A 23,168-nucleotide genomic window follows, 5' to 3' on the forward strand; every position below is an offset into this window, starting at 1 on the left:
CGGATCGGATCGAAGGAGGCGCCGGCGTCAGCCGAGCGCTTCCTCCAGGAAGGCTTCGAGCTGCTTCATGTGGATGGAGGTCGTACCGGCCGCCGGCGAGGCTGCGGCCGCGCGGCCCGCATAGCGCACCCGCGACTTCTGGGCGCCGATATGTTCGAGCACCCATTCGAGATACGGATCGACGAAGGACCAGGCACCCATGTTCTTGGGCTCTTCCTGGCACCAGACCATCTCCGCGTTCTTGAAGCGCGAAAGCTCCTTGATCAGCGCCTTGGCCGGGAACGGGTAGAGCTGTTCGAGGCGCAGAAGATAGACATCGTCGATGCCGCGCTTCTCGCGCTCCTCGTAGAGGTCGTAATAGACCTTGCCCGTGCACATCACCACCCGGCGGATCTTCTCGTCAGAGACGAGGCTCGTCTCCGATCCCTCGACCCGTTCCGCATCGTCCCACAACAGGCGATGGAAGCTCGTATCCGCACCCATTTCATCGAGACGCGAGACCGCGCGCTTATGACGAAGGAGCGATTTCGGCGTCATCAGGATCAGCGGCTTGCGGAAGTCGCGCTTCAGCTGGCGGCGCAGGATGTGGAAGTAGTTCGACGGCGTGGTGACGTTGGCCACCTGCATGTTGTCTTCCGCACAAAGCTGCAGGAAGCGCTCGAGGCGAGCCGAGGAATGCTCCGGCCCCTGCCCCTCGTAGCCGTGCGGCAGAAGCAGGACGAGACCCGACATGCGCAGCCACTTGCGCTCGCCCGAGGAGATGAACTGGTCGATTACCACCTGCGCGCCGTTGGCGAAGTCGCCGAACTGGGCTTCCCAAAGCGTCAGGGCGTTCGGCTCCGACAGGGAGTAGCCGTATTCGAAGCCGAGCACGGCCTCTTCCGAGAGCATCGAGTTGATGACCTCGTAGATCGCCTGTCCCTTCGAGACATGGCCGAGCGGGATGTAGCGCTCCTCACTCTCCTGATCGTAGAGAACCGAATGGCGCTGGGAGAAGGTGCCGCGCTCGGAATCCTGACCGGAAAGCCGGACGGGATGACCTTCCGAAACGAGCGAGCCGAATGCCAGGGCCTCGCCCGTCGCCCAGTCGATGTTCTCGCCGCTCTCGATCATCTTCGAGCGGTTGTCGAGGAAGCGCTGGATCGTGCGATGCACGTTGAAGCCGTCCGGAACGGCGCAGAGCTTCGTGCCGATATCGCGCAGCGTGCTGACCGGAACGCCCGTCGCACCGCGGCGCGGCTCGTCTTCCTCTTCCGCCCGGCGAAGACCCGACCAGGCCCCGTCGAGCCAATCGGCCTTGTTCGGCTTGAACGACTGGCTCGCCTCGAGCGCCTCGTCCAGCATGGCGCGGAACTCGGCGATCCGGTCGTCGACCTCCTTCTGGGAGATCAGGCCTTCATCGACCAGCTTCTTCGAATAGATTTCGAGCGTCGTCGGATGCTCGCGGATCACCCGGTACATCTTCGGCTGGGTGAACGAGGGCTCGTCGCCTTCGTTGTGCCCGTAGCGCCGATAGCAGAACATGTCGATCACGACCGGCTTGTGGAACTTCATCCGGAATTCGGTCGCGATCTTGGCCGCGTAGACGACCGCTTCGGGATCGTCGCCGTTCACGTGGAAGATCGGTGCCTCGACCATCTTCGCGACGTCCGAGGGATAGGGCGACGAGCGCGAGAAGCGCGGATTCGTCGTAAATCCGATCTGGTTGTTGATGATGAAGTGCACCGAACCGGCAACGCGGTGCCCGCGCAGCGCCGAGAGGTTGAAGCATTCGGGCACGACGCCCTGCCCCGCGAAGGCCGCGTCGCCGTGAAGGAGCAGCGGCAGCACCTTGGCGCGGTCTTCGAGCGCGACCGTCTCGGTGCGCGTCGAGCCGGCGATCTGGTCCTGCTTGGCGCGCGCCTTGCCCATCACCACCGGATCCACGATCTCGAGATGGGAGGGGTTGGCGGCAAGCGACAGGTGAACGCGGTTGTCGTCGAACTGGCGATCGGAGGAGGTACCCAGGTGGTACTTCACGTCGCCCGAGCCCTCGACGTCCTCGGGCTTGAACGATCCACCCTTGAACTCGTGGAAGATCGCCCGGTGCGGCTTGCCCATCACCTGGCTGAGAACGTTGAGACGGCCGCGATGGGCCATGCCGAGAACGATCTCGCGCAGGCCGAGCTGGCCGCCGCGCTTGATGATCTGTTCGAGGGCCGGGATCAGGGCTTCGCCGCCGTCCAAACCGAAGCGCTTGGTGCCCTTGTACTTGACGTCGAGGAACTTCTCGAAGCCGTCGGCCTCGATCAGCTTGTTGAGGATCGCCCGCTTGCCCTCGGCCGTGAAGGCGACGCCCTTGTCCGGCCCCTCGATGCGCTCCTGCAGCCAGCTCTTCTCCTTGGGATTGGAGATGTGCATGAACTCGACGCCGAGAGTGGAGCAATAGGTGCGGCGCAGAACGTCGATCATTTCGCGAATGGTCGCGAACTTCATCCCGAGGACGTTGTCGATATAGATCTTGCGGTCGAAGTCGGCTTCGGAGAAACCGTAGGTCTGCGGCGACAGCTCGTTGTAGTCGTCGTCCGGCTGGTTCGCGATGCCGAGCGGATCGAGCTTGGCGTGAAGATGGCCGCGCACACGGTAGGCGCGGATCAGCATGAGAGCCGAAATCGAGTCCTGACGAGCGCGGTTCGCGGCGGCCTCGCTGATCTCGACGCCCTGCTTCTTGGCGGTTTCACGAACCTTCGTATCGATCCGCTTCTCGACTTCGGCCCAGTTGCCGTCGAGCGCCGAGACGAGTTCGCCATTGGCCGCGATCGGCCAGTTGGTACGCTCCCAGGAGGGGCCGGCGGCGTTCTTGCGGACCGTCTCCGGTTCGTCCTTCAGACCCTTGAAGAAATCGGCCCATTCGCTGTCGACCGATGACGGGTCCTTCTCGTAGGCGGCATACAGCTCTTCGATATAGTCTGCGTTGCCGCCATACAGGAACGAAGTTTCGGCGAAAACTTCGTTGGCGTCATCGTTGCGTGCCATCGTCTTTTATCGCGGGGGTTTTAGGGCACCCCGCCTCCTAGCTGTGAAAAAGAAAGGGCGACGACCCGCCCCCTCGCCTCGTCCAATCCGCATCGTTCGGGTACGATTTTGTACCCGAATGTGCCGTTACGCTACCACGTCGGCGATGTCCACGCAGTCAGATGGGGACAAACCGGGTCGGGAGCAATGCCAATCTGTCCCGGTTTGCGCCATCCGTCACCGTTTGTGAAGACGCGTGATACGCCGTCGAAGGTTCAGCCCTTCAAAAGTTCGACAAGCGTCTTGCCGAGCTGGGCGGGCGACGGGGAAACGCGAATGCCCGCCTTCTCCATCGCCTCGATCTTGTCCTCGGCACCGCCCTTGCCGCCAGAGACCACGGCGCCCGCATGGCCCATGGTGCGGCCCTTGGGAGCGGTGCGTCCGGCGATGAACCCGACCATCGGCTTGGCGCGGCCCTTCTTCGCCTCGTCGGCGAGGAACTGCGCGGCCTCTTCTTCGGCCGATCCGCCGATCTCGCCGATCATGATGATCGACTTGGTCGCATCGTCGGCGAGGAACATTTCGAGGACGTCGATGAACTCCGTGCCCTTGACCGGATCGCCGCCGATGCCGACCGCCGTCGTCTGGCCGAGACCGGCATTCGTCGTCTGGAACACCGCCTCGTAGGTCAGGGTGCCGGACCGCGAGACGACGCCGACCGAGCCCTTGGAGAAGATGTTGCCCGGCATGATGCCGATCTTGCACTCCTCCGGCGTCAGGACGCCCGGGCAGTTCGGGCCAATAAGGCGCGACTTGGAGCCTTCGAGCTTGGCCTTGACCTTCACCATGTCGGACACCGGGATGCCCTCGGTGATGCAGGTGATGAGATCGATCCCGGCATCGATCGCCTCTTCGATGGCGGCGGCGGCCCCTGCCGGCGGCACATAGATCACCGAGGCGGTCGCACCCGTGCGATCCTTGGCTTCGGCGACGGAGGTGAAGATCGGAAGCTCGGTGCCGGACGCATCCTTCGCGCCTTCGCTGGCCTTCCACGTCTCGCCACCCTTCTTGGGATGGATGCCGGCGACCATCTGCGTGCCGTGATAGGCGAGCGCCTGCTCCGTATGGAACGTGCCGGTCTTGCCCGTCAGTCCCTGGACGATGATCTTGGTGTGCTTGTCGACGAGAATGGACATAAAGTCTCCTGGCGCCTTCTGCGCCTCTAGGTTCGAAGGAAGGGGTTGATGGCGGTGACCGATCCGTAGGTCCGGTCGTGACCGAGATCTTCGGAATAGAGCGTGCGGGCCCCGAGACGTTCGGCTGCGGCGAGGATCGCGCCGTGCCAATAACTGATTTCGTAATTCTCGGAATGCTCCGCCCCGAGACGGACGATGTCGGCATCGATCGCGACGAACGGCTTCTGCGAAAGAAGGGCGATCCAGCGTGCCGCATCGCCGCGTGAGAGCGGATGCGTGCCTTTGGCGACCGCACTCGAATAGAACTCCGACAGCACCTGGGCACTCGTTCCGAAGCGCGTCGTCAGGAGACCCTGGGCGATCTCCCACTTGTCATAGGCAGCCTTCCGGCCGCTCGCGGCATAAAGGAGAACGCCCGTATCGAGGAACACGTCCGCACCCTCGATCACGACTGCCGCCTCATCACGGGATCCTCGCGGCTCGGACGCCACTCCCCCATATCCGCGACACTCTCCCGCGAGAGCCGGAGCAGTTCCTGCGTGATCTCGTCGCGACGGGTCTCGGCGGCCACCGTGCGCTCCAGAAACTCGCGCACCATCGCATTGACGCTCGTGCGGCGGACGGCCGCCAGAACCCGAACCTTGTCGAGAAGGTCTTCGTCGATTGCGAGGGTGATGTTCTTGGGCAAGGCTCGGCCGTTCGCACGTGATCCGTGTTCCACATATCCTGTGTCGAGGCGCCGGGCAACCGTGCAGGTCCCGGCCCGAACGAAAAAGGGCCACCCAATGGGCGGCCCTCTTAATATCTTCCGGGATGCGACGCCTTCGCGGCTTACTCGGCCGCGTCGTCGATGGCGGTGAGCAGATTGTCCGTCTCCACCGTGTTCGCGGCCTTGCGGCGATCTTCCAGAATGAGATCGTCGCGGGAGGACGCGATGCGGCGGATCTGGGTCATCATGCCGCCCGTACCGGCCGGGATGAGACGGCCGACGATGACGTTCTCCTTGAGCCCCTGCAGCGTATCCATCTTGCCGGCGACCGCTGCCTCGGTGAGGACGCGGGTGGTCTCCTGGAAGGAGGCCGCCGAGATGAATGACGGCGTCTGCAGCGAAGCCTTGGTGATGCCGAGCAGCACCGGCACGCCGGAAGCCGGCTTGCGGCCGTCTTCCTCGAGCTTCTCGTTGAGTTCGGCAAGCTCGATCCGGTCGACATGATCGCCCGGAATATAGGTGGAGTCGCCGGACTCGGTGATCTCGACCTTCTGCAGCATCTGCCGGACGATGACCTCGATGTGCTTGTCGTTGATCAGAACGCCCTGGAGCCGGTAGACCTCCTGGATCTCGTTGACGAGGTAGCTCGCCAGAGCCTCCACGCCCTTGATGGCCAGGATGTCGTGCGGCGCCGGATTGCCGTCGAGGATGTAGTCGCCCTTCTCCACGAAGTCGCCTTCCTGGAGATGGAACGGCTTGCCCTTCGGGATCAGGTATTCCGCAGGCTCGACACCGTCTTCCGCCGGCTCGACGATGATCCGACGCTTGTTCTTGTAGTCGCGTCCGAACTTCACCGTGCCGTCGATCTCCGCGATGATCGCGTTGTCCTTCGGCTTGCGCGCCTCGAAGAGCTCGGCCACGCGCGGCAGACCGCCCGTGATGTCCTTCGTCTTGGCGCTTTCCATCGGAATACGCGACAGGACGTCACCGGCCGAGACCTTCTGGCCCGGCTCGACCGACAGGATCGCGTCCACCGACTGGTAGTAGCGGGCGTCGTTGCCGCGGGCGAGCTTCTGCACCTCGCCATTCGTGCCACGAATGGTGATGGCGGGTTTCAGATCGGTTCCGCGCGGCGAGGCACGCCAGTCGATGACGGCACGCTTGGTGATACCCGTCGACTCGTCGGTCTGCTCGGTGACGGACACGCCATCGACCAGATCCTCGAAGTCGACCACGCCGTCGAGCTCGGTGAGAACCGGGCGGGTGTAGGGATCCCACTCGGCGATACGCTGGCCGCGGCGAACGGCGTCACCGTCGTCCACATAGACGCGGCTGCCGTAGGTGACGCGGTGCGCGGCGCGCTCCATGCCCTTCTCGTCGAGAATGAGGATCGCCATGTTGCGGCCCATCGCGACGAGTTGGCCGTCGGAATTGCGCACCACGTTCCGGTTCCGGATCGCGACCTTGCCCTCGTAGGAGGCCTCGAGGAAGGACGAGTCGACCACCTGCGCCGTTCCGCCCATGTGGAAGGTGCGCATGGTGAGCTGCGTGCCCGGCTCGCCGATCGACTGAGCGGCGATGACACCGACAGCTTCACCCATGTTGACGGGCGTTCCGCGCGCAAGGTCACGGCCGTAGCACACGCCGCAGATACCGGTGCGGATCTCGCAGGTGAGCGCCGAACGGATCTGGACCGACTGGATGCCGGCCTTCTCGATGAGCTCCACATCGGGCTCCTCGATCATGCGGCCGCCTTCGACGATCACCTCGCCCGAAACCGGGTGCAGGATGTCGATGAGGGCCGTGCGGCCGAGGATGCGCTGGCCGATCGAGGCGACGACCTGCCCGGCGTCGACAATGGGCTGCATCGTCAGGCCGTTGGTGGTGCCGCAATCGGTCTGCGTGATGATGCAGTCCTGGGCGACGTCGACGAGACGGCGCGTCAGGTAACCCGAGTTCGCGGTCTTCAGCGCCGTATCCGCGAGACCCTTGCGGGCGCCGTGGGTCGAGTTGAAGTATTCGAGAACCGTGAGGCCTTCCTTGAAGTTCGAGATGATCGGCGTCTCGATAATCTCGCCCGAAGGCTTGGTCATCAGGCCGCGCATCGCCGCAAGCTGACGCATCTGGGTCGGGGACCCGCGGGCGCCGGAGTGGGACATCATGTAGATCGAGTTCATCTGCTTCTGGCGGCCGTTCTCGTCGAACTCGACTGCCTTGATGCGCCCCATCATCTCGTCGGCGATCTTGTCCGTGCACTTGGCCCAGGCGTCGACGACCTTGTTGTACTTCTCGCCCTGGGTGATCAGGCCGTCATTGTACTGCTGCTCGTATTCCTTCGCGAGCGCCTGCGTCTCGCCGATCATGTCCTTCTTGGTCTCGGGGATCAGCATGTCGTCCTTGCCGAAGGAGATACCGGCGAGGCAGGCATGCTTGAAGCCGAGCTGCATGATCTGGTCGCAGAAGATCACCGTCTCCTTCTGACCGCAGTGGCGATAGACCGTGTCGATCATCTTGGAGATCATCTTCTTGGTCATCAGCTGGTTGCAGGTGTCGAACGGCACCGATGCGTTCTTGGGAAGAAGCGCGCCGATGAGCATCCGGCCCGGCGTGGTCTCGTGGATGGCCGAGACCGGATTGCCGTCGGAGTCGATCGTCTTGAACCGGCCCTTGATCTTCGAATGGAGCGTGATCGAACCGCTGTTCAGCGCATGCTCGAGTTCGCCGATATCGGAGAAGGCCATGCCCTCGCCCGGCTCGTTCTCGTTCATGATCGACAGGTAGTAGAGACCGAGCACCATGTCCTGCGAAGGCACGATGATCGGCGCGCCGTTCGCCGGATGCAGGATGTTGTTCGTCGACATCATCAGGACGCGGGCTTCGAGCTGCGCCTCGATGGAGAGCGGCACGTGCACCGCCATCTGGTCGCCGTCGAAGTCGGCGTTGAAGGCCGTGCAGACCAGCGGATGAAGCTGGATCGCCTTGCCCTCGATCAGCACAGGCTCGAAGGCCTGGATGCCCAGACGGTGCAGCGTCGGCGCGCGGTTGAGGAGAACCGGATGCTCGCGGATGACCTCGTCGAGGATATCCCAGACTTCCGGACGCTCCTTCTCGACGAGCTTCTTGGCCTGCTTGACGGTGGACGAATAGCCCTTGGCGTCGAGGCGGGCATAGATGAACGGCTTGAACAGCTCGAGCGCCATCTTCTTCGGCAGGCCGCACTGGTGCAGCTTCATGGTCGGACCGGTCACGATGACCGAGCGGCCCGAATAGTCGACGCGCTTGCCGAGAAGGTTCTGGCGGAAGCGGCCCTGCTTGCCCTTCAGCATGTCGGAGAGCGACTTCAGCGGACGCTTGTTCGCACCCGTGATGACGCGGCCCCGGCGACCGTTGTCGAACAGGGCGTCGACGGCCTCCTGAAGCATGCGCTTCTCGTTGCGCACGATGATGCCCGGCGCCCGAAGCTCGATCAGGCGCTTCAGACGGTTGTTACGGTTGATGACGCGGCGATAGAGATCGTTGAGATCCGAGGTCGCGAAGCGGCCACCATCCAGCGGCACCAGCGGACGCAGGTCCGGCGGGATCACGGGCACGATCGTCATGATCATCCATTCGGGCCGGTTGCCCGACTCGATGAAGTTCTCCACGATCTTCAGACGCTTCATCAGCTTCTTGGTCTTCAGCTCCGACGTCGTCGAAGCGAGTTCCTCGCGAAGCTCGGAGGCGATCTCGTCCAGATCCATGGACCGCAGGAGTTCCTGGATCGCCTCGGCGCCAATGAGGGCCGTGAACTGATCCTCGCCGAACTCATCGACCGCGATCATGTACTCCTCTTCCGAGAGGAGCTGATTCTCCTGCAGGGTCGTGAGGCCCGGCTCGGTGACGATGTAGTTCTCGAAGTAAAGGACGCGCTCGATATCCTTGAGCGTCATGTCGAGCAGCGTGGCGATGCGGCTCGGCAGCGACTTCAGGAACCAGATATGGGCGACGGGAGCTGCGAGCTCGATATGGCCCATGCGCTCGCGGCGCACGCGCGAGAGGGTGACCTCGACGCCGCACTTCTCGCAGATGATGCCCTTGTACTTCATGCGCTTGTACTTGCCGCACAGGCACTCGTAGTCCTTGATCGGACCGAAGATGCGCGCGCAGAACAGGCCGTCGCGCTCGGGCTTGAACGTACGGTAGTTGATCGTCTCGGGCTTCTTGATCTCGCCGAACGACCAGGACAGGATCTTTTCAGGCGACGCCAGCGAGATACGGATCGTATCGAAGGTCTGCGCGGCGACCTGCGGGTTGAAGATGTTCATGACCTCTTGGTTCATGCTCTGTCTCCTTCAAGGCTTTCGCCTTTTGATAACGGCCTCGCTGAGACCGTTGAAAATTCACCGATACTCGAACGCAGGCGTCCCCTTTCGAAGGACGCCTGCGGCTTGGCCGGCCCGGGGCCGGCCCTTCGTATCGCGCGACCTATTCGGCCGCGTCCGGCAGTTCCTGCACACCGCCGCCGGCATTCTCCGGATTGGTCGCCAGATCGACGTCGAGGCCGAGCGAGCGCATTTCCTTGACGAGAACGTTGAAGCTCTCCGGAATGCCCGACTCGAACGCGTCGTCGCCGCGCACGATCGCCTCGTACACCTTGGTTCGACCCGCCACGTCGTCCGACTTGACCGTCAGCATCTCCTGCAGCGTGTAGGCCGCGCCATAGGCTTCGAGGGCCCAGACCTCCATCTCGCCGAAGCGCTGTCCGCCGAACTGGGCCTTGCCGCCCAGCGGCTGCTGAGTGACCAGCGAGTAGGGTCCGATCGAACGGGCGTGGATCTTGTCGTCCACCAGATGGTGCAGTTTCAGCATGTAGATGTAGCCGACGGTCACCTGACGGTCGAACGGCTCGCCGGTACGCCCGTCATAGAGCGTGACCTGGCCGGAACCGTTGAGACCGGCCGTCTCCAGCCACTCGACGATATCCTTCTCGTTCGCGCCGTCGAAGACCGGGGTCGCGATCGAGACGCCCTTCGACATCTGCTTGGCAAGGGTGATGACGCTGTCGTCGTCGTAGTCCTTCACCTTCTCATTGCGCTCGTTGTCGCCCAGAAGGCTGGAGATCTCGGTGCGCAGCGGCTGCGCATCGTGGTTCTCCTGATAGGCCTCGAGCATCGCGCCGATCTTCTTGCCCATGCCGGCACAGGCCCAGCCGAGATGGGTCTCGAGGATCTGTCCGACATTCATGCGGGACGGAACGCCCAGCGGATTGAGGACGATATCGGCATGCGTGCCGTCCTCGGTGAAGGGCATGTCCTCCACCGGAACGATGCGCGAGACGACGCCCTTGTTGCCGTGACGGCCGGCCATCTTGTCGCCCGGCTGGATCTTGCGCTTGACCGCGACGAAGACCTTGACCTGCTTCATGACGCCGGGCGGCAGCTCGTCGCCGCGCTGCACCTTCTCGACCTTGTCCATAAAGCGCGCTTCGAGCGTCTTCTTGGCTTCGTCATAGACCTTGCGCAGGTCCTCGAGCTCACCCTGGACCTTCTCGTCCTCGACGGCGAACATCCACCACTGCGAGCGGGGATACTCCTCCATCATCTCCTGGGAGATCTCGGTGCCGCGCTTGAAGCCCTTCGGCCCCGCGACGCCCTGCTTGCCCGAGAGCATCTCGATCAGACGGCCGTAGACGTTGCGGTCCAGAATCGCCTGCTCGTCGTCGCGGTCCTTGGCAAGGCGTTCGATTTCCTCGCGCTCAATCGCCATCGCACGCTCGTCCTTTTCGACGCCGTGACGATTGAAGACGCGCACCTCGACCACCGTACCGTAGGTGCCCGGGGGCATACGGCTGGAGGTGTCGCGGACATCCGAGGCCTTCTCGCCGAAGATGGCGCGCAGGAGCTTCTCCTCCGGCGTCATCGGGCTCTCGCCCTTCGGCGTGATCTTGCCGACGAGGATGTCGCCCGGCTGAACCTCGGCGCCGATATAGACGATGCCCGCTTCGTCGAGATTGCGGAGCGCCTCTTCCGAAACGTTCGGAATGTCGCGCGTGATCTCTTCCGGCCCGAGCTTGGTGTCGCGGGCCATGACCTCGAACTCCTCGATATGGATCGAGGTGAAGACGTCGTCGGAAACGATCCGCTCGGACAGGAGGATCGAGTCCTCGTAGTTGTAGCCGTTCCAGGGCATGAACGCGACGAGCACGTTCCGGCCGAGGGCGAGATCGCCGAGATCGGTCGACGGACCGTCGGCCAGGATGTCGCCCTTCTCCACCCGGTCACCCACCGCGACCAGCGGACGCTGGTTGATGCAGGTGTTCTGGTTGGAGCGCTGGAACTTCATCAGCCGGTAGATGTCGACGCCGGAACGACCGGCCTCAAGATCTTCCGTCGCGCGGATGACGATACGGGTCGCGTCCACCTGATCGACGACGCCCGTCCGGCGCGCGGCGATCGCGGCGCCGGAGTCGCGAGCGACGATCGGCTCCATGCCGGTGCCGACGAACGGCGCTTCGGCTCGCACCAGCGGCACGGCCTGACGCTGCATGTTCGAGCCCATGAGGGCGCGGTTCGCGTCGTCGTTCTCAAGGAACGGGATGAGCGCGGCTGCGACCGAAACGAGCTGCTTGGGCGAGACGTCCATGAGGTCGACGTTCTCACGCGGCGTCATGAAGACGTCGCCGGCATGACGGCAGACGACGAACTCGTTCTGGAACGTGTTCTCGTCCGTCAGGACAGCGTTCGCCTGAGCGACGTGGTGCTTGGACTCCTCCATCGCCGAGAGATAGACGACTTCGGTCGTCACCTTGCCGTCCACGACCTTGCGATACGGGCTTTCGATGAAGCCGTACTTGTTGACGCGGGCGAAGGTCGCGAGCGAGTTGATCAGACCGATGTTCGGGCCTTCCGGCGTCTCGATCGGGCAGATACGGCCGTAATGGGTCGGATGGACGTCGCGCACCTCGAAGCCGGCGCGCTCGCGGGTCAGACCGCCGGGTCCAAGCGCCGAGAGACGACGCTTGTGCGTGATCTCCGAGAGCGGGTTCGTCTGGTCCATGAACTGCGAGAGCTGGGACGAGCCGAAGAACTCGCGCACGGCGGCCGCAGCGGGCTTGGCGTTGATCAGATCCTGCGGCATGACCGTGTCGATCTCGACCGAGGACATGCGCTCCTTGATCGCGCGCTCCATGCGGAGCAGACCGACGCGGTACTGGTTCTCCATGAGCTCGCCGACCGAACGCACGCGGCGGTTGCCGAGATTGTCGATGTCGTCGATCTCGCCGCGACCGTCGCGCAGGTCGACGAGCGTCTTCACCACGGCAAGGATATCCTCCTTGCGCAGGGTGCGGACGGTGTCCTCGGCCTGCACGTCCAGGCGCATGTTCATCTTCACGCGGCCGACGGCCGACAGGTCGTAGCGCTCGGCGTCGAAGAACAGCGAGTTGAACATGTTCTCCGCGGTTTCCATCGTCGGCGGCTCGCCGGGACGCATCACGCGGTAGATGTCGAACAGTGCATCCTGCCGGTTCTCGTTCTTGTCGACGGCCAGCGTGTTGCGGATGTAGGAACCGATGTTGACGTGGTCGATATCGAGAACCTGGAAGCTCTCGTAACCGGCGTCGGTGAGAACCTTGAGGGTCTTCTCGTCCAGCTCGTCACCGGCCTCGAGATAGACCTCGCCCGTCGCGAAGTTGACGATGTCCTCGGCGAGATAGTTGCCGTAGAGATCGTCCTCGGTCACGCGGAAGGCCTTCACGCCCTGCTCGGCGAGCTTGCGGGCCTGGCGTGCGGTGACCTTCTTGCCGGCCTCGACCAGGACCTCGCCGGAATCGGCGTCGATCAGGTCTGTGACCATGCCCTGGCCGCGAACGCGCTCGACGGAGAACGGGGCGCGCCAGCCCTTGTCGTCCTTCCGGAACTCGACGAAGTTGTAGAACGTCGACAGGATCTCTTCGCCGTCCATGCCGAGCGCCATCAGGAGGCTCGTGACGGGGATCTTGCGGCGGCGATCAATGCGCGCATGGACCACGTCCTTGGCATCGAACTCGATGTCGAGCCAGGAACCGCGATACGGGATCACGCGTCCGGCGAACAGCAGCTTGCCCGACGAATGGGTCTTGCCCTTGTCGTGATCGAAGAAGACGCCCGGCGAGCGGTGCATCTGCGAGACGATCACGCGCTCGGTGCCGTTCACGATGAACGTGCCATTGCCGGTCATGACCGGCATGTCGCCCATGTAGACGTCCTGCTCCTTGATGTCCTTGATGGACTTGGAACCGGTATCCTCGTCGATATCGAACACGATCAGGCGCAGCGTGACCTTGAGCGGCACCGCATAGGTGAGGTCGCGCTGACGGCACTCGTCCACATCGAATTTCGGCGGCTCGAACTCGTACTTAACGAATTCGAGCATAGCCTGGCCCGAGAAGTCGGAGATCGGGAAGACCGACTTGAAGACGGCCTGAAGGCCATCATCGGTGCGTCCGCCTTCCGGCTCCTCGATCATCAGAAACTGATCGTAGGAGGCCTTCTGGACCTCGATCAGATTCGGCATCTCCGCGACCTCGGGGATGTGACCGAACACCTTGCGAACGCGCCTGCGACCGCTGAACGTCGTCGTCTGTGACATCGTCGCTCCTCTCGTAATCTGTCGCCCTTGACCAGAGGGCTTGCAACTCAATCTCCCCGTGGGGAGCACTCCGGCGTCGGCAATCCGCACGGAGTCAAACGTCGAAGCAGGCCTCAATGCACCCGAGGCCCGTGCGTTTCCTGAAGGCTCGACATCGCGAACGAGACTTCAGGAAACGCAGAATGGTCGCCGCCTTGACGCGAAGAGATTTCGCTGCGGGACCCGATGGCCGTCACCGGCCGAGTTTCGTCACTTCCAGCACGGAAGGCGGAACGGCATACGCCGCCCCGCCCACGTTGAAACGATCTGTTTCAGCGCGGCACATGCCGCACTTACTTGAGTTCGACCTTCGCACCAGCCTTCTCGAGCTGGTCCTTGATCTTGTCGGCCTCGGCCTTGTCGACGCCTTCCTTGACCGGCTTCGGCGCGTTGTCGACGAGGTCCTTGGCTTCCTTGAGGCCGAGGCCCGTGAGAGCGCGGACTTCCTTGATGACGTTGATCTTGGAAGAACCGGCATCGGCGAGAACGACCGTGAACTCGGTCTGCTCTTCGACGGCTTCGGCGGCAGCGCCACCACCAGCGGCGGCAACAGCCACCGGAGCGGCGGCGGAGACGCCCCACTTCTCTTCGAGCATCTTGGAAAGCTCAGCCGCCTCGAGGACGGTCAGGGCCGAAAGGTCTTCAACGATCTTGGCGAGATCAGCCATGTTTCTATTCCTTTACGATTCGAACTTGAGTTTGAGCAGCGAGGAACCCGAGCCTCACGCCGCTTCGTCCTTCGTGGCATACGCATTGAAAACCCGGGCGAGCTGGCCCGCCGGGGCCTGGACGACGGCTGCGATGCGGGTTGCCGGGGTCTGGATCATACCCACAAGCTTGCCGCGCAGTTCGTCCAGCGACGGCAGGTCGGCCAGAGCCTTCACACCGTTCGCATCGAGCGTTGTCGTCCCCATGGAACCGCCGAGAATGACGAGCTTGTCGTTCTTCTTGGCGAATTCGTTGGAGACTTTGGCCGCCGCAATCGGATCGCTCGAATAAGCGATCAGAGTCTGGCCCTCGAACAGGTTCGAGATGCCTTCGGCGTCCGTGCCTTGAAGAGCGATCTTGGCAAGGCGGTTCTTCGCGACTTTGACGGTGCCCCCGGCCGCGCGCATCTGTGAACGAAGATCGTTCATGTTTGCGACCGTGAGTCCGGCATAGTGGGCCACCACGACGACACCAGCCTCTTGGAAGGTCTGGTTGAGCGCCGTGACGAATTCGCGCTTTTCCGCTCTTTCCACTGCCTCTCTCCTATTTGGCTTCGAGCGCTCGGAACGAGACGCCTGAAACCGGTTGCCTTTACGCCGCATGCGAAGGGGACCTTCGAAGCGACGCTCGGAGATCCTGTCCCCCTGCATCGGTCGTCCGCGTTCCTGTGGAACTCGAAACCGGCACAAGGCATTCAGAGGTTCGAACCGCAATGTCGGGACCGAAGATCCCGGAATTGTCGGACATCACCCCGTCTCATGAAGGCTTTCTGACGATTATGGATCGCGCCCGTTCAGGCACTCGATCCGCCTTGCAATCTCGGACAGGCATTCGGGAAGGCGACCAGAGCCCCCTTCCCGTGTCATCCGGGTCTCCCCGGAATTTCATTGAGAAGCATCGTATCTGGGAACGATGCCCGCTCTTTTGAAGGCCCCGCCATGCGCGGCCTTCGAATGTCAGCCGTTCGCGGACTGCGCGACGCTCGACGGATCGATCTTGAGGCCGGGCCCCATGGTCGAGGTGATCGCGACCCGCTTGACATAAGTGCCCTTGGCACCCGTCGGCTTGGCCTTGGTCACCGCATCGGCGAAAGCGCGGATGTTCTCGGCGATCTTGCTCGCCTCGAAGCTCGCCTTGCCGACGCCGGCATGGACGATACCGGCCTTCTCGACGCGGAATTCGACGGCGCCGCCCTTGGAGGCCTTGACGGCTGCGGTCACGTCCGGCGTGACGGTGCCGACGCGCGGGTTCGGCATCAGGCCGCGCGGGCCGAGGACCTTACCCAGACGACCGACGAGGGCCATCATGTCGGGCGTCGCGATGGCGCGATCGAAATCGATCTGACCACCCTGGACCTGCTCGACGAGGTCTTCCGCACCGACGATGTCCGCACCGGCTGCGCGAGCCTCGTCGGCCTTGTCGCCGCGAGCGAAGACGGCGACGCGAACGTCGCGGCCCGTGCCGTTCGGCAAATTGACGACGCCGCGGACCATCTGGTCGGCATGGCGGGGATCAACGCCGAGATTCATCGCGATTTCGACGGTCTCGTCGAACTTCACGCTGGAGCGCGATTTGATCATCTCGACAGCCTCGTCGAGGCCGTAGAGCTTCGTGCGATCGATGCCCTCGCGAGCGGCGCGGATGCGCTTACCTTCTTTAGCCATCGTATTAACCCGTCACCTCGAGGCCCATGGACTTTGCCGAACCTTCGACCATGGCCATGGCGGCGTCGACGTCGTTGGCATTCAGATCCTGCATCTTCTTCTCGGCGATTTCGCGCACGGCGTCGCGCGAGATCGTTCCGGCGCTTTCCTTGCCCGGAAGCTTGGAACCCGACTTCAGGTTCGCCGCCTTCTTGAGGAAGTAGCTGACCGGCGGGGTCTTCATGGCGAAGGTGAAGGACTTGTCCTGGTAGTACGTGATGACCACCGGGATCGGGGAGCCCTTCTCCTGCTCCTGGGTCTGCGCGTTGAACGCCTTGCAGAACTCCATGATGTTGATGCCGCGCTGACCGAGCGCGGGGCCGATCGGGGGCGACGGGGTCGCCGAACCGGCCGGGACCTGCAGCTTCAGCTGGCCCGCAATTTTCTTAGCCATTCTTTCTGCCTTCTGTTTTCATGCCCGGCGCCGGAGCGCTCGGGCTTCGCAGTTCGCGGTGCGGCGTCACGAAAACCCGGCTTCAGGTCTCCGCCGCCTCCCGCAAGAGTTCGAGACCGAAGTCCCGAACCTCGATCAGACCTTCTCGACCTGACCGAATTCCAGATCGACGGGCGTCGCACGCCCGAAGATCGACACCTCGACCTTGAGGCGCGACCGCTCGTCGTCGACCTCCTGGACGATCCCGTTGAAGGAGGCGAACGGACCATCGGAGACGCGCACCTGCTCGCCGATGTCGAACATGACGGTCGGCTTGGGACGCTCGACACCCTCCTGAATGTGATTCAGGATCTGATCGGCTTCCTTCTCGGTGATCGGAACCGGCCGGTTGTCCGGCCCGAGGAAGCCGGTGACCTTCGGCGTATTCTTGATGAGCGAGAAGACCTTGTCCGTCAGATCCGCCTTCACGAGCACGTAGCCCGGGAAGAACTTGCGCTCGGCATTGACCTTGCGGCCGCGACGAACCTCAACGACGTTCTCGGTCGGCACGAGGATCTTCTCGAACTTGTCGGACAGACCCTTCTGGCGCGCCTGTTCCTCGATCGACTCGGCGACCTTCTTCTCGAAATTCGAATATGCGTGAACGATGTACCAGCGAGCGGCCATTAAATTCTAAAGACTCCCGAAGTCGCTATGTTGAAGCGCCAACATGTTTTCCGTCCGGCGATCAGGCGCCGACATTCATGATCAGACCGACCAGATAGCCGAGAGCCTGATCCGCCACGAAGAAGAACAGCGCCGCGAAGGCCACCATGATGAACACCATGATGGTCGAGATCGTCGTCTCCCGCCGGGAGGGCCACGTCACCTTCGCGGTTTCGCTGCGCACCTGCTGGAGGAAGGTAAAAGGATTGGTCTTGGCCATGCTCACTCGACTTGCCGTTCGATCGATATTGTCTCACGAACAAAGCGCGTGCAGGCCCGGACCGGCCCCACGCGCAAAAGATTTAACCGATGTTTATACGCGTGCGGATTGATTCACAAGGGGGTCGCACGGAACAAACTGCCCCTCTCGGGCAGGATGGCAGGGGCAACAGGGCTCGAACCTGTGACCTGCGGTTTTGGAGACCGCCGCTCTACCAACTGAGCTATACCCCTAACGAGGTCGACCTCATAAAGCGATGATGGATGAACTGCAAGACGAAAACGTGAGGCATCGACCGTCCCGGCCAACCGCGCCGCTCGAACGGCGCGCTTGGCGGCCCACTCGTCAGACAGGGCCCGACTTTCCGCTCGCCGCCTTGTCACGCTGCTTGCGTGTCGCCGGCTTCAGGCGACGCAGCAACCGGTCCACACGGCCCTGAAACTTCGTCAGGGATACCAGATTGTCGATTGCAAGGCTCGCGCTCTCCAGCCTGTTCCCGAGGACTTCGACCGCCGCGGCGGCGACCGCGCCATCGCCGATCTCCGGGAAGCGCCGCGCGAGTTCGACATAGGCGTTGGACGGTTCGACATTGTTCATGTGGAGACGGCCCGCCCGCGCAAGAAGTCTGAGGCTCGTCTGCTCGAAGGTCCAGTCGTGATCGGCAAAGAGCTTCCAGCGCAAGGAACGCTTGGCCGAAAATCCTTCGAGATGGACCTCCGTCCTGCACGTTTCCGCAAGCCAGAGCGCCAGCGCGAACCCGCTCGTTGGAAGATGCGTCGTCGGATAGAATTCCCGAAAATAGCCCGCGAGGCTCAATCGTCCGGCCCGCCGTCCCTCGAATGCCGCAATGGGGCTGAACCGCTCCGTATCCGCGCATGCCAGGTTGAGGATGCCGAGCAGGGCGTCCTTCCGGAAATAGCTAAGGACCTCCTCGACTTCGCGCCGATAGACGATGTTGGCGCCGGAGGGGCTGGACCGGGCGACGAGCAGGCAGGGTGCCTCGAAGGGTGCGTCCAGCACCTTGTAGACCTTGTTGAAGAAGACGAAGAGAGCGCCCTCGCCGTGCTTCTTCACGACCTCGGCGATTGCGACCTCATCACTGTTGGCAATGAGGACGACGCGTTCGTAGGCATCGAAGAATGCCTGCCAGTCCTCCGGCGATACGAGCCATTGCGACTCCTCAGGGTCCGAAACGGTCGTTCTCGTCATCTGCGTCGATCCTGCGTTTGAAGTTGGGCCGCGCGAGGCCGTAGTTCTGGGGGTCTTCGGCCGTCGGACGCCAGTACCCCCGCGTTATCACCCGACGGACAAGGGACCATTATTTTGTCCGACGGCGCCTGCCTGCCGAGCCGTCCCGAGCAGTTGCATGAAAAACCGATTGCATGCCAGTACGCCGGGCCGAGGCGAAAACGGGGCGGAGCATGGACTACCCAATTCGAGACCCGAAGACGTGGCGACGCTTCGGGCAGTTGTCCGTGTTCGATCGGCTCGTCCTTGCGCTTCGCAATCGCCGCTATCGCAGGCGTGCTGCGAAGCGCGGACGCGGCACCGAGATCTATCCGGTCCGGTTGGTCGAAGGCGAGCTTCGATCGAAGGATCTCGTCCTGATCAGCGTTCTGAAGAACGCCGAGCGCTACCTGCCGTCCTTCCTTTCGCATTATCGCACGCTCGGCATCACGCGCTTCGCCTTCGTCGACGACCGATCGGACGATCGAACGCGCGAACTGCTGCTCGCCGCGCCCGATGTGGATATCTACGAATCCAACGTGAATTTCGACGTGGCAGGCGGTGGCCTCGTCTGGCGCGACCTTCTCGTCGAGCGGTATGGTCGCGATCGGTGGTATATGTCGCTCGATTGCGACGAGTATCTCGTCTTCCCGGGCAGCGAAGACCGCAAGCTCACCGATTTCATCGCCGATCTGGAACGAGAGGGCCGCAAGCGCGCCCTCGCCGTCATGATCGACATCTATCCGGATGCGGCCCTTGATGGGGCGCCGCCGCACCAGCCTCTCGAGGCCTCGCCCGTGACCGTCTGCCCACTCTACGACGAGACGGGATACGCGATCGAGAACGAAAAATTCTGCACGGCGATCAGAGGAGGAGCGCGCCAGCGCATGTTCGGGACGGATATGCGCATGACGAAGTTCCCGCTGATCTATGTGGACCGCCGGACTCGCTTCAACAGCGGAAGCGCCCACGGCCCCCTTCCGATCGACCGGAATTTCTCCCCGGTCCATGCGGCGCTGCTTCACTACAAGTTCTCGGCCGACTCGCTGGCGGAATTTCGCACGATGTACGAGTGGGGCACCCATTTCGATGGCGGCCGGTTCTACAAGCAGATTCTCGATCATGCGGAATTCAACGCCGAGATCGATTTTCGCTACGCCGGATCGACGGTTTTCACGGGCTCGGAAAAGCTCGTGACGACCGGCTTCATCGAGGACATCCGCGCCGATTGTCCGAGAGAGGGCGCAGCGATACGGGCCTGATCGCAGTCTCTCGAACGGCCCGGTTCCGGTCGATTACAGCTGGACATCGCCAGGACGGCGCATGCATTCGCCTGTCCCGCTCCGACCGTGCGGCCCTGCCACTTAGTGGGCGTCCGATGCGATCGGTGCAGGGCCATAAACGCAAAGCGCACAGCGAACCGGGGTTCACTGCGCGCGAATGCATCAGGTGTCACCGCTCCCCTTGCGGGATGCGGAAACCAGTCGTTACTCGACGATCGCGGCGACGATGCCGGCGCCGACGGTGCGGCCGCCTTCGCGGATCGCGAAGCGCAGCTTCTCTTCCATCGCGATCGGAACGATCAGCGTCACGTCCATCGCGACGTTGTCGCCCGGCATCACCATCTCGGTGCCCTCGGGAAGCGTGCACACGCCCGTCACGTCCGTCGTGCGGAAGTAGAACTGCGGACGGTAGTTCGTGAAGAACGGCGTGTGACGGCCACCCTCATCCTTGGTCAGGATGTAGGCTTCGGCCTTGAACTTCGTGTGCGGCTTCACCGTACCCGGCTTGCACAGCACCTGGCCGCGCTCCACGCCCTCACGATCGACACCGCGGATCAGCGCGCCGATATTGTCGCCGGCCTGACCCTGGTCGAGCAGCTTGCGGAACATCTCGACGCCCGTGACCGTGGTCTTGCGGGTGTCCTTGATGCCGACGATCTCGACTTCCTCACCGACCTTCACGACACCGCGCTCGACGCGGCCCGTCACCACCGTGCCGCGACCCGAGATCGAGAACACGTCCTCGATCGGCATCAGGAACGGCTGGTCGATCGGACGCGCGGGCGTCGGGATGTAGGCGTCGACTTCCTTCATCAGCTCGCGAACCGCGTTCTCGCCGATCTCCTTGTTGGAGTCCTCGAGAGCGGCCAGAGCCGAGCCCTTGACGATCGGAATGTCGTCGCCCGGGAACTCGTAGGACGACAGAAGCTCGCGAACTTCGAGCTCGACCAGCTCGAGGAGCTCCTCGTCGTCGACCTGGTCGACCTTGTTGAGGAACACGACGATCGCCGGAACGCCGACCTGGCGGGCCAGGAGAATGTGCTCGCGGGTCTGCGGCATCGGGCCGTCGGCCGCCGAGCAGACCAGGATCGCGCCGTCCATCTGCGCCGCACCCGTGATCATGTTCTTCACGTAGTCGGCATGGCCCGGGCAATCGACGTGGGCGTAGTGGCGCGCTTCCGTCTCATACTCGACGTGAGCCGTCGAGATCGTGATGCCGCGTGCCTTCTCTTCCGGCGCCGCATCGATCTGGTCGTAGGCGCGGAATTCGCCGAAGAACTTCGTGATCGCCGCCGTCAGGGACGTCTTGCCGTGGTCGACGTGACCGATCGTGCCGATGTTCACATGCGGCTTGTTGCGCTCGAATTTACTCTTGGCCATAACCTCTCCGCTGCCTCTTTCGCTGCTTGCGCGGTTGAAAAGTTCCGGCGCGATGTAAAGCCAAGGCGGCAAAAGGGCAAGTGTCTGCGCGAAGCCGAAGCCCCGAATGCTCTGGCTTTCGGATTTCAGCTGGCCCTGCGGTGTCGTGCCGCGCTCGCAGCGGCTCGCCTGTTCTGGCGGGGATCCGGCAGCGGGACCTATCGCAGGATGACGATCTCGTCCTCGGCCGCCATGTTCAAGGCCCAGCGTGCCCGCTCGTCGAGCATGTCCCGCTCCAGCGAGCCGGGGCTGAGGAGTTCCACGCGCTTCTGGAGAGCCTTCTTCTCGGCCTTCAGGCTGGCGAGATCGGCCTTGACCACGTTCAGCTCACGCTCGAGTTCCACCTTGGATGTGAGCCCGTATTCGCCGGTTCGCACGTGCACGGCGAAATAGGCGAGCACCATCGCCGAGACACCCGGGATGATCAATCGAATGAGGCGGCTTCGGCGAGTCTGAATGGTGCGCATGGGAGTCTCTCCTTACGCCGCAAGTTTCTCATGACGGCCGTTAACAGCCGGTCAACTCTGCTCGTAGGAAATTGCGCTAACCATGATCGTCGTGACGTCATCACGTTTTCGGCAGCGGCGGGATGCCGGGTGCTGCGGCGCTATCTTGAACGAAATGTGAATGTCTGGCCGACGGGCTGCAAGGGGACGGTTTCATGAACGACACGACGAAGCGGAACGGCAGAGAAGACGAGGAGGCGATGCTCCGAAAGGACCCGGACGAATCGCTGCTCAACGCGCCCAGCGAGGGACGCAATCTTGCGGACTACTTCTCCTTTGAGGAGGTGTTCGCCCGCGTCCTGTCTTCGGCCGATCACGAACTCGACGTCAGCAATCGCTATCTGTTCTGGAGCGCGCTGGGCGCAGGCGGAGCGATCGGTCTCACCTTTCTCGCTCGCGTCATCCTGACGGAGACGGCGGGCGAAGCGACCCCCGGTTTCCTCGGAAACCTGATGTATCCCGTCGGCTTCCTCATTATCGTTCTCGGGCGCTACCAGCTCTTCACCGAGAACACCCTCACGCCCGTGGTTCTGGTCCTCACCAAACTGACGAGCATCGCCGAACTTCTGCGGTTGTGGTCCGTCGTGCTCGTCGGCAACTTCCTCGGCGCGATCGCGGTCGCCGCACTCATCGCCTATGTGGACGTCCTGACGGTCGAACGCGTGGTCGTCGCGATCGAAATCGGCCGGCATGCCTACGAGACCGAGTGGATGACGATCGCGGCCCGCGCCCTCATCGCCGGCTGGATCGTCGCCGCGATGGTCTGGCTCGTCCATGCCTCGCGCGAGACGACCTCGAAGATCTATATCGTCTTCATCCTGATGTACTTCCTCGGAATCTGCGGCTTCTACCACGTCATCACCTCGTCGGTCGAAGTGTTCTTCCTCGCCTTCCGGACCGAGGTGTCCTTCTTCGCCCTCTTCCCGAACTTCATTCTGCCGGTGCTTCTCGGAAACACCGTCGGCGGCGTGATCTTCGTGGCGGTCCTGAACTACGCACAGTTTGCCGAACACAAGGAATCGAAGCTCTTCGAGCCGTATGGCGAACCGCTCACCTACAAGAAGTGGATCTTCGGCCGCGGGCGGGGCTGAACAGAACCGCCGGATCCGAAGTCCCTGCGAACGAACGAAAGGCCGCGGCATCCCTCGATGCCGCGGCCTTTTTCATGGCGCCGTCGTCCCTTGGCCGTGTCGAGGCCGGCTCGACCATCCGACCGGGGACCCTGTGCAAGTCCAGCATCCGTGGGAAAGCGGCGACGGAGTTCTTTATCGTTTCGGCAGAAGCCACGAGCGATGCCCGGAACGAGTGCGACCGTCGTGCAGGATGCCTGGCTTCGGGCAGACCGGTCCGTGTCGCGTCCCCTCGCCGGTCCTTATCGAAACGGGAGCGAGCGGCCGTGGACCGGGACGGGACAGCATTGCGCCGGGAATCGGGATCGCGCACGAGGCCTGAGCCGGG

17 protein-coding genes and 1 tRNA gene are annotated in these 23,168 nt (G+C 63.0%); 2 read left to right on the plus strand and 16 right to left on the minus strand.

Translation table 11 applies throughout. The annotated features are described in order from the left end of the window. Positions 1-27: 27 nt before the first annotated feature. The 14 genes from DYI37_RS12830 to DYI37_RS12895 form a co-directional block, all read right to left on the minus strand. The gene (locus tag DYI37_RS12830; protein ID WP_116683657.1) at positions 28-3,015 is read right to left on the minus strand and encodes a 2-oxoglutarate dehydrogenase E1 component; all 2,988 of its coding nucleotides are present in this window, start codon (positions 3,013-3,015) and stop codon (positions 28-30) included. Between the two features lie 254 nt (positions 3,016-3,269). Next, a complete protein-coding gene (sucD, locus tag DYI37_RS12835; protein WP_116683658.1) occupies positions 3,270-4,190 on the minus strand; it encodes a succinate--CoA ligase subunit alpha in 921 nt (306 codons plus the stop codon). A 26-nt stretch (positions 4,191-4,216) separates the two neighbouring features. Then, entirely contained in the window at positions 4,217-4,639 is a 423-nt protein-coding gene (locus DYI37_RS12840; RefSeq protein WP_116683659.1) for a PIN domain-containing protein, read from the minus strand. Continuing rightward, positions 4,636-4,878 (minus strand): ribbon-helix-helix protein, CopG family, encoded by a 243-nt coding sequence (locus tag DYI37_RS12845; protein WP_116683660.1) that lies wholly within the window; start codon positions 4,876-4,878, stop codon positions 4,636-4,638. Before DYI37_RS12845 ends, DYI37_RS12840 begins: the two co-directional genes overlap by 4 nt. A 143-nt stretch (positions 4,879-5,021) precedes the next feature. Further along, on the minus strand, positions 5,022-9,218 hold the full coding sequence (rpoC, locus tag DYI37_RS12850; protein ID WP_116683661.1) for a DNA-directed RNA polymerase subunit beta': 4,197 nt from the start codon (positions 9,216-9,218) through the stop codon (positions 5,022-5,024). Positions 9,219-9,363: 145 nt separating this feature from the next. Continuing rightward, positions 9,364-13,506 (minus strand): DNA-directed RNA polymerase subunit beta, encoded by a 4,143-nt coding sequence (gene rpoB, locus DYI37_RS12855; RefSeq protein ID WP_116683662.1) that lies wholly within the window; start codon positions 13,504-13,506, stop codon positions 9,364-9,366. A 332-nt stretch (positions 13,507-13,838) separates the two neighbouring features. Further along, complete coding sequence (gene rplL / locus DYI37_RS12860; RefSeq protein WP_116683663.1) at positions 13,839-14,213, minus strand: 50S ribosomal protein L7/L12; 375 nt, start codon at positions 14,211-14,213, stop codon at positions 13,839-13,841. Between the two features lie 54 nt (positions 14,214-14,267). Beyond that, positions 14,268-14,786, minus strand: a complete 519-nt coding sequence (gene rplJ / locus DYI37_RS12865) for a 50S ribosomal protein L10 (protein ID WP_116683664.1) — start codon at positions 14,784-14,786, stop codon at positions 14,268-14,270. A gap of 423 nt (positions 14,787-15,209) precedes the next feature. Continuing rightward, complete coding sequence (rplA, locus tag DYI37_RS12870) at positions 15,210-15,917, minus strand: 50S ribosomal protein L1 (RefSeq protein ID WP_116683665.1); 708 nt, start codon at positions 15,915-15,917, stop codon at positions 15,210-15,212. A 4-nt stretch (positions 15,918-15,921) separates the two neighbouring features. After that, positions 15,922-16,350 carry a 50S ribosomal protein L11 gene (gene rplK / locus DYI37_RS12875; RefSeq protein WP_116683666.1) on the minus strand — a complete coding sequence of 143 codons (429 nt, stop codon included), beginning with the start codon at positions 16,348-16,350 and terminating at the stop codon, positions 15,922-15,924. Positions 16,351-16,485: 135 nt separating this feature from the next. After that, entirely contained in the window at positions 16,486-17,016 is a 531-nt protein-coding gene (gene nusG / locus DYI37_RS12880; protein WP_116683667.1) for a transcription termination/antitermination protein NusG, read from the minus strand. Positions 17,017-17,077: 61 nt separating this feature from the next. Further along, on the minus strand, positions 17,078-17,275 hold the full coding sequence (secE, locus tag DYI37_RS12885; RefSeq protein ID WP_116683668.1) for a preprotein translocase subunit SecE: 198 nt from the start codon (positions 17,273-17,275) through the stop codon (positions 17,078-17,080). Between the two features lie 157 nt (positions 17,276-17,432). After that, positions 17,433-17,508: transfer RNA gene (locus DYI37_RS12890), tRNA-Trp, on the minus strand. Positions 17,509-17,620: 112 nt separating this feature from the next. Continuing rightward, complete coding sequence (locus tag DYI37_RS12895) at positions 17,621-18,484, minus strand: 3-deoxy-manno-octulosonate cytidylyltransferase (protein WP_116683669.1); 864 nt, start codon at positions 18,482-18,484, stop codon at positions 17,621-17,623. Between the two features lie 266 nt (positions 18,485-18,750). Between DYI37_RS12895 and DYI37_RS12900 the strand changes: the two genes are divergently transcribed. Beyond that, positions 18,751-19,764, plus strand: coding sequence for a glycosyltransferase family 2 protein (locus DYI37_RS12900; protein ID WP_245413931.1), 1,014 nt, complete (start codon positions 18,751-18,753; stop codon positions 19,762-19,764). Between the two features lie 225 nt (positions 19,765-19,989). On the opposite strand, the gene tuf is transcribed toward DYI37_RS12900, so the two are convergent. Together tuf and DYI37_RS12910 are read right to left on the minus strand one after the other, a co-directional pair. Further along, positions 19,990-21,165, minus strand: a complete 1,176-nt coding sequence (gene tuf / locus DYI37_RS12905; protein WP_116681352.1) for an elongation factor Tu — start codon at positions 21,163-21,165, stop codon at positions 19,990-19,992. A 197-nt stretch (positions 21,166-21,362) separates the two neighbouring features. Beyond that, on the minus strand, positions 21,363-21,671 hold the full coding sequence (locus tag DYI37_RS12910) for an FtsB family cell division protein (RefSeq protein WP_116683671.1): 309 nt from the start codon (positions 21,669-21,671) through the stop codon (positions 21,363-21,365). A gap of 194 nt (positions 21,672-21,865) precedes the next feature. On the opposite strand from DYI37_RS12910, the gene DYI37_RS12915 reads away from it, so the two are divergent. Beyond that, positions 21,866-22,801, plus strand: a complete 936-nt coding sequence (locus DYI37_RS12915; RefSeq protein ID WP_116683672.1) for a formate/nitrite transporter family protein — start codon at positions 21,866-21,868, stop codon at positions 22,799-22,801. Positions 22,802-23,168: the final 367 nt, after the last annotated feature.

This window comes from Fulvimarina endophytica (genome assembly GCF_003403015.1).
GTDB lineage: Bacteria > Pseudomonadota > Alphaproteobacteria > Rhizobiales > Rhizobiaceae > Fulvimarina > Fulvimarina endophytica.

Excerpts from the sequence above, each read along its gene's own strand:
- rplK (WP_116683666.1), bottom strand. The coding sequence starts at position 16,350 with ATGGCTAAGAAAATTGCGGGCCAGCTGAAGCTGCAGGTCCCGGCCGGT.
- rpoC (WP_116683661.1), bottom strand. The coding sequence starts at position 9,218 with ATGAACCAAGAGGTCATGAACATCTTCAACCCGCAGGTCGCCGCGCAG.
- DYI37_RS12910 (WP_116683671.1), bottom strand. The coding sequence starts at position 21,671 with ATGCGCACCATTCAGACTCGCCGAAGCCGCCTCATTCGATTGATCATC.
- rplA (WP_116683665.1), bottom strand. The coding sequence starts at position 15,917 with ATGGCTAAAGAAGGTAAGCGCATCCGCGCCGCTCGCGAGGGCATCGAT.
- rpoB (WP_116683662.1), bottom strand. The coding sequence starts at position 13,506 with ATGTCACAGACGACGACGTTCAGCGGTCGCAGGCGCGTTCGCAAGGTG.
- DYI37_RS12915 (WP_116683672.1), top strand. The coding sequence starts at position 21,866 with ATGAACGACACGACGAAGCGGAACGGCAGAGAAGACGAGGAGGCGATG.
- tuf (WP_116681352.1), bottom strand. The coding sequence starts at position 21,165 with ATGGCCAAGAGTAAATTCGAGCGCAACAAGCCGCATGTGAACATCGGC.
- DYI37_RS12895 (WP_116683669.1), bottom strand. The coding sequence starts at position 18,484 with ATGACGAGAACGACCGTTTCGGACCCTGAGGAGTCGCAATGGCTCGTA.
- nusG (WP_116683667.1), bottom strand. The coding sequence starts at position 17,016 with ATGGCCGCTCGCTGGTACATCGTTCACGCATATTCGAATTTCGAGAAG.
- rplL (WP_116683663.1), bottom strand. The coding sequence starts at position 14,213 with ATGGCTGATCTCGCCAAGATCGTTGAAGACCTTTCGGCCCTGACCGTC.
- secE (WP_116683668.1), bottom strand. The coding sequence starts at position 17,275 with ATGGCCAAGACCAATCCTTTTACCTTCCTCCAGCAGGTGCGCAGCGAA.
- sucD (WP_116683658.1), bottom strand. The coding sequence starts at position 4,190 with ATGTCCATTCTCGTCGACAAGCACACCAAGATCATCGTCCAGGGACTG.
- DYI37_RS12830 (WP_116683657.1), bottom strand. The coding sequence starts at position 3,015 with ATGGCACGCAACGATGACGCCAACGAAGTTTTCGCCGAAACTTCGTTC.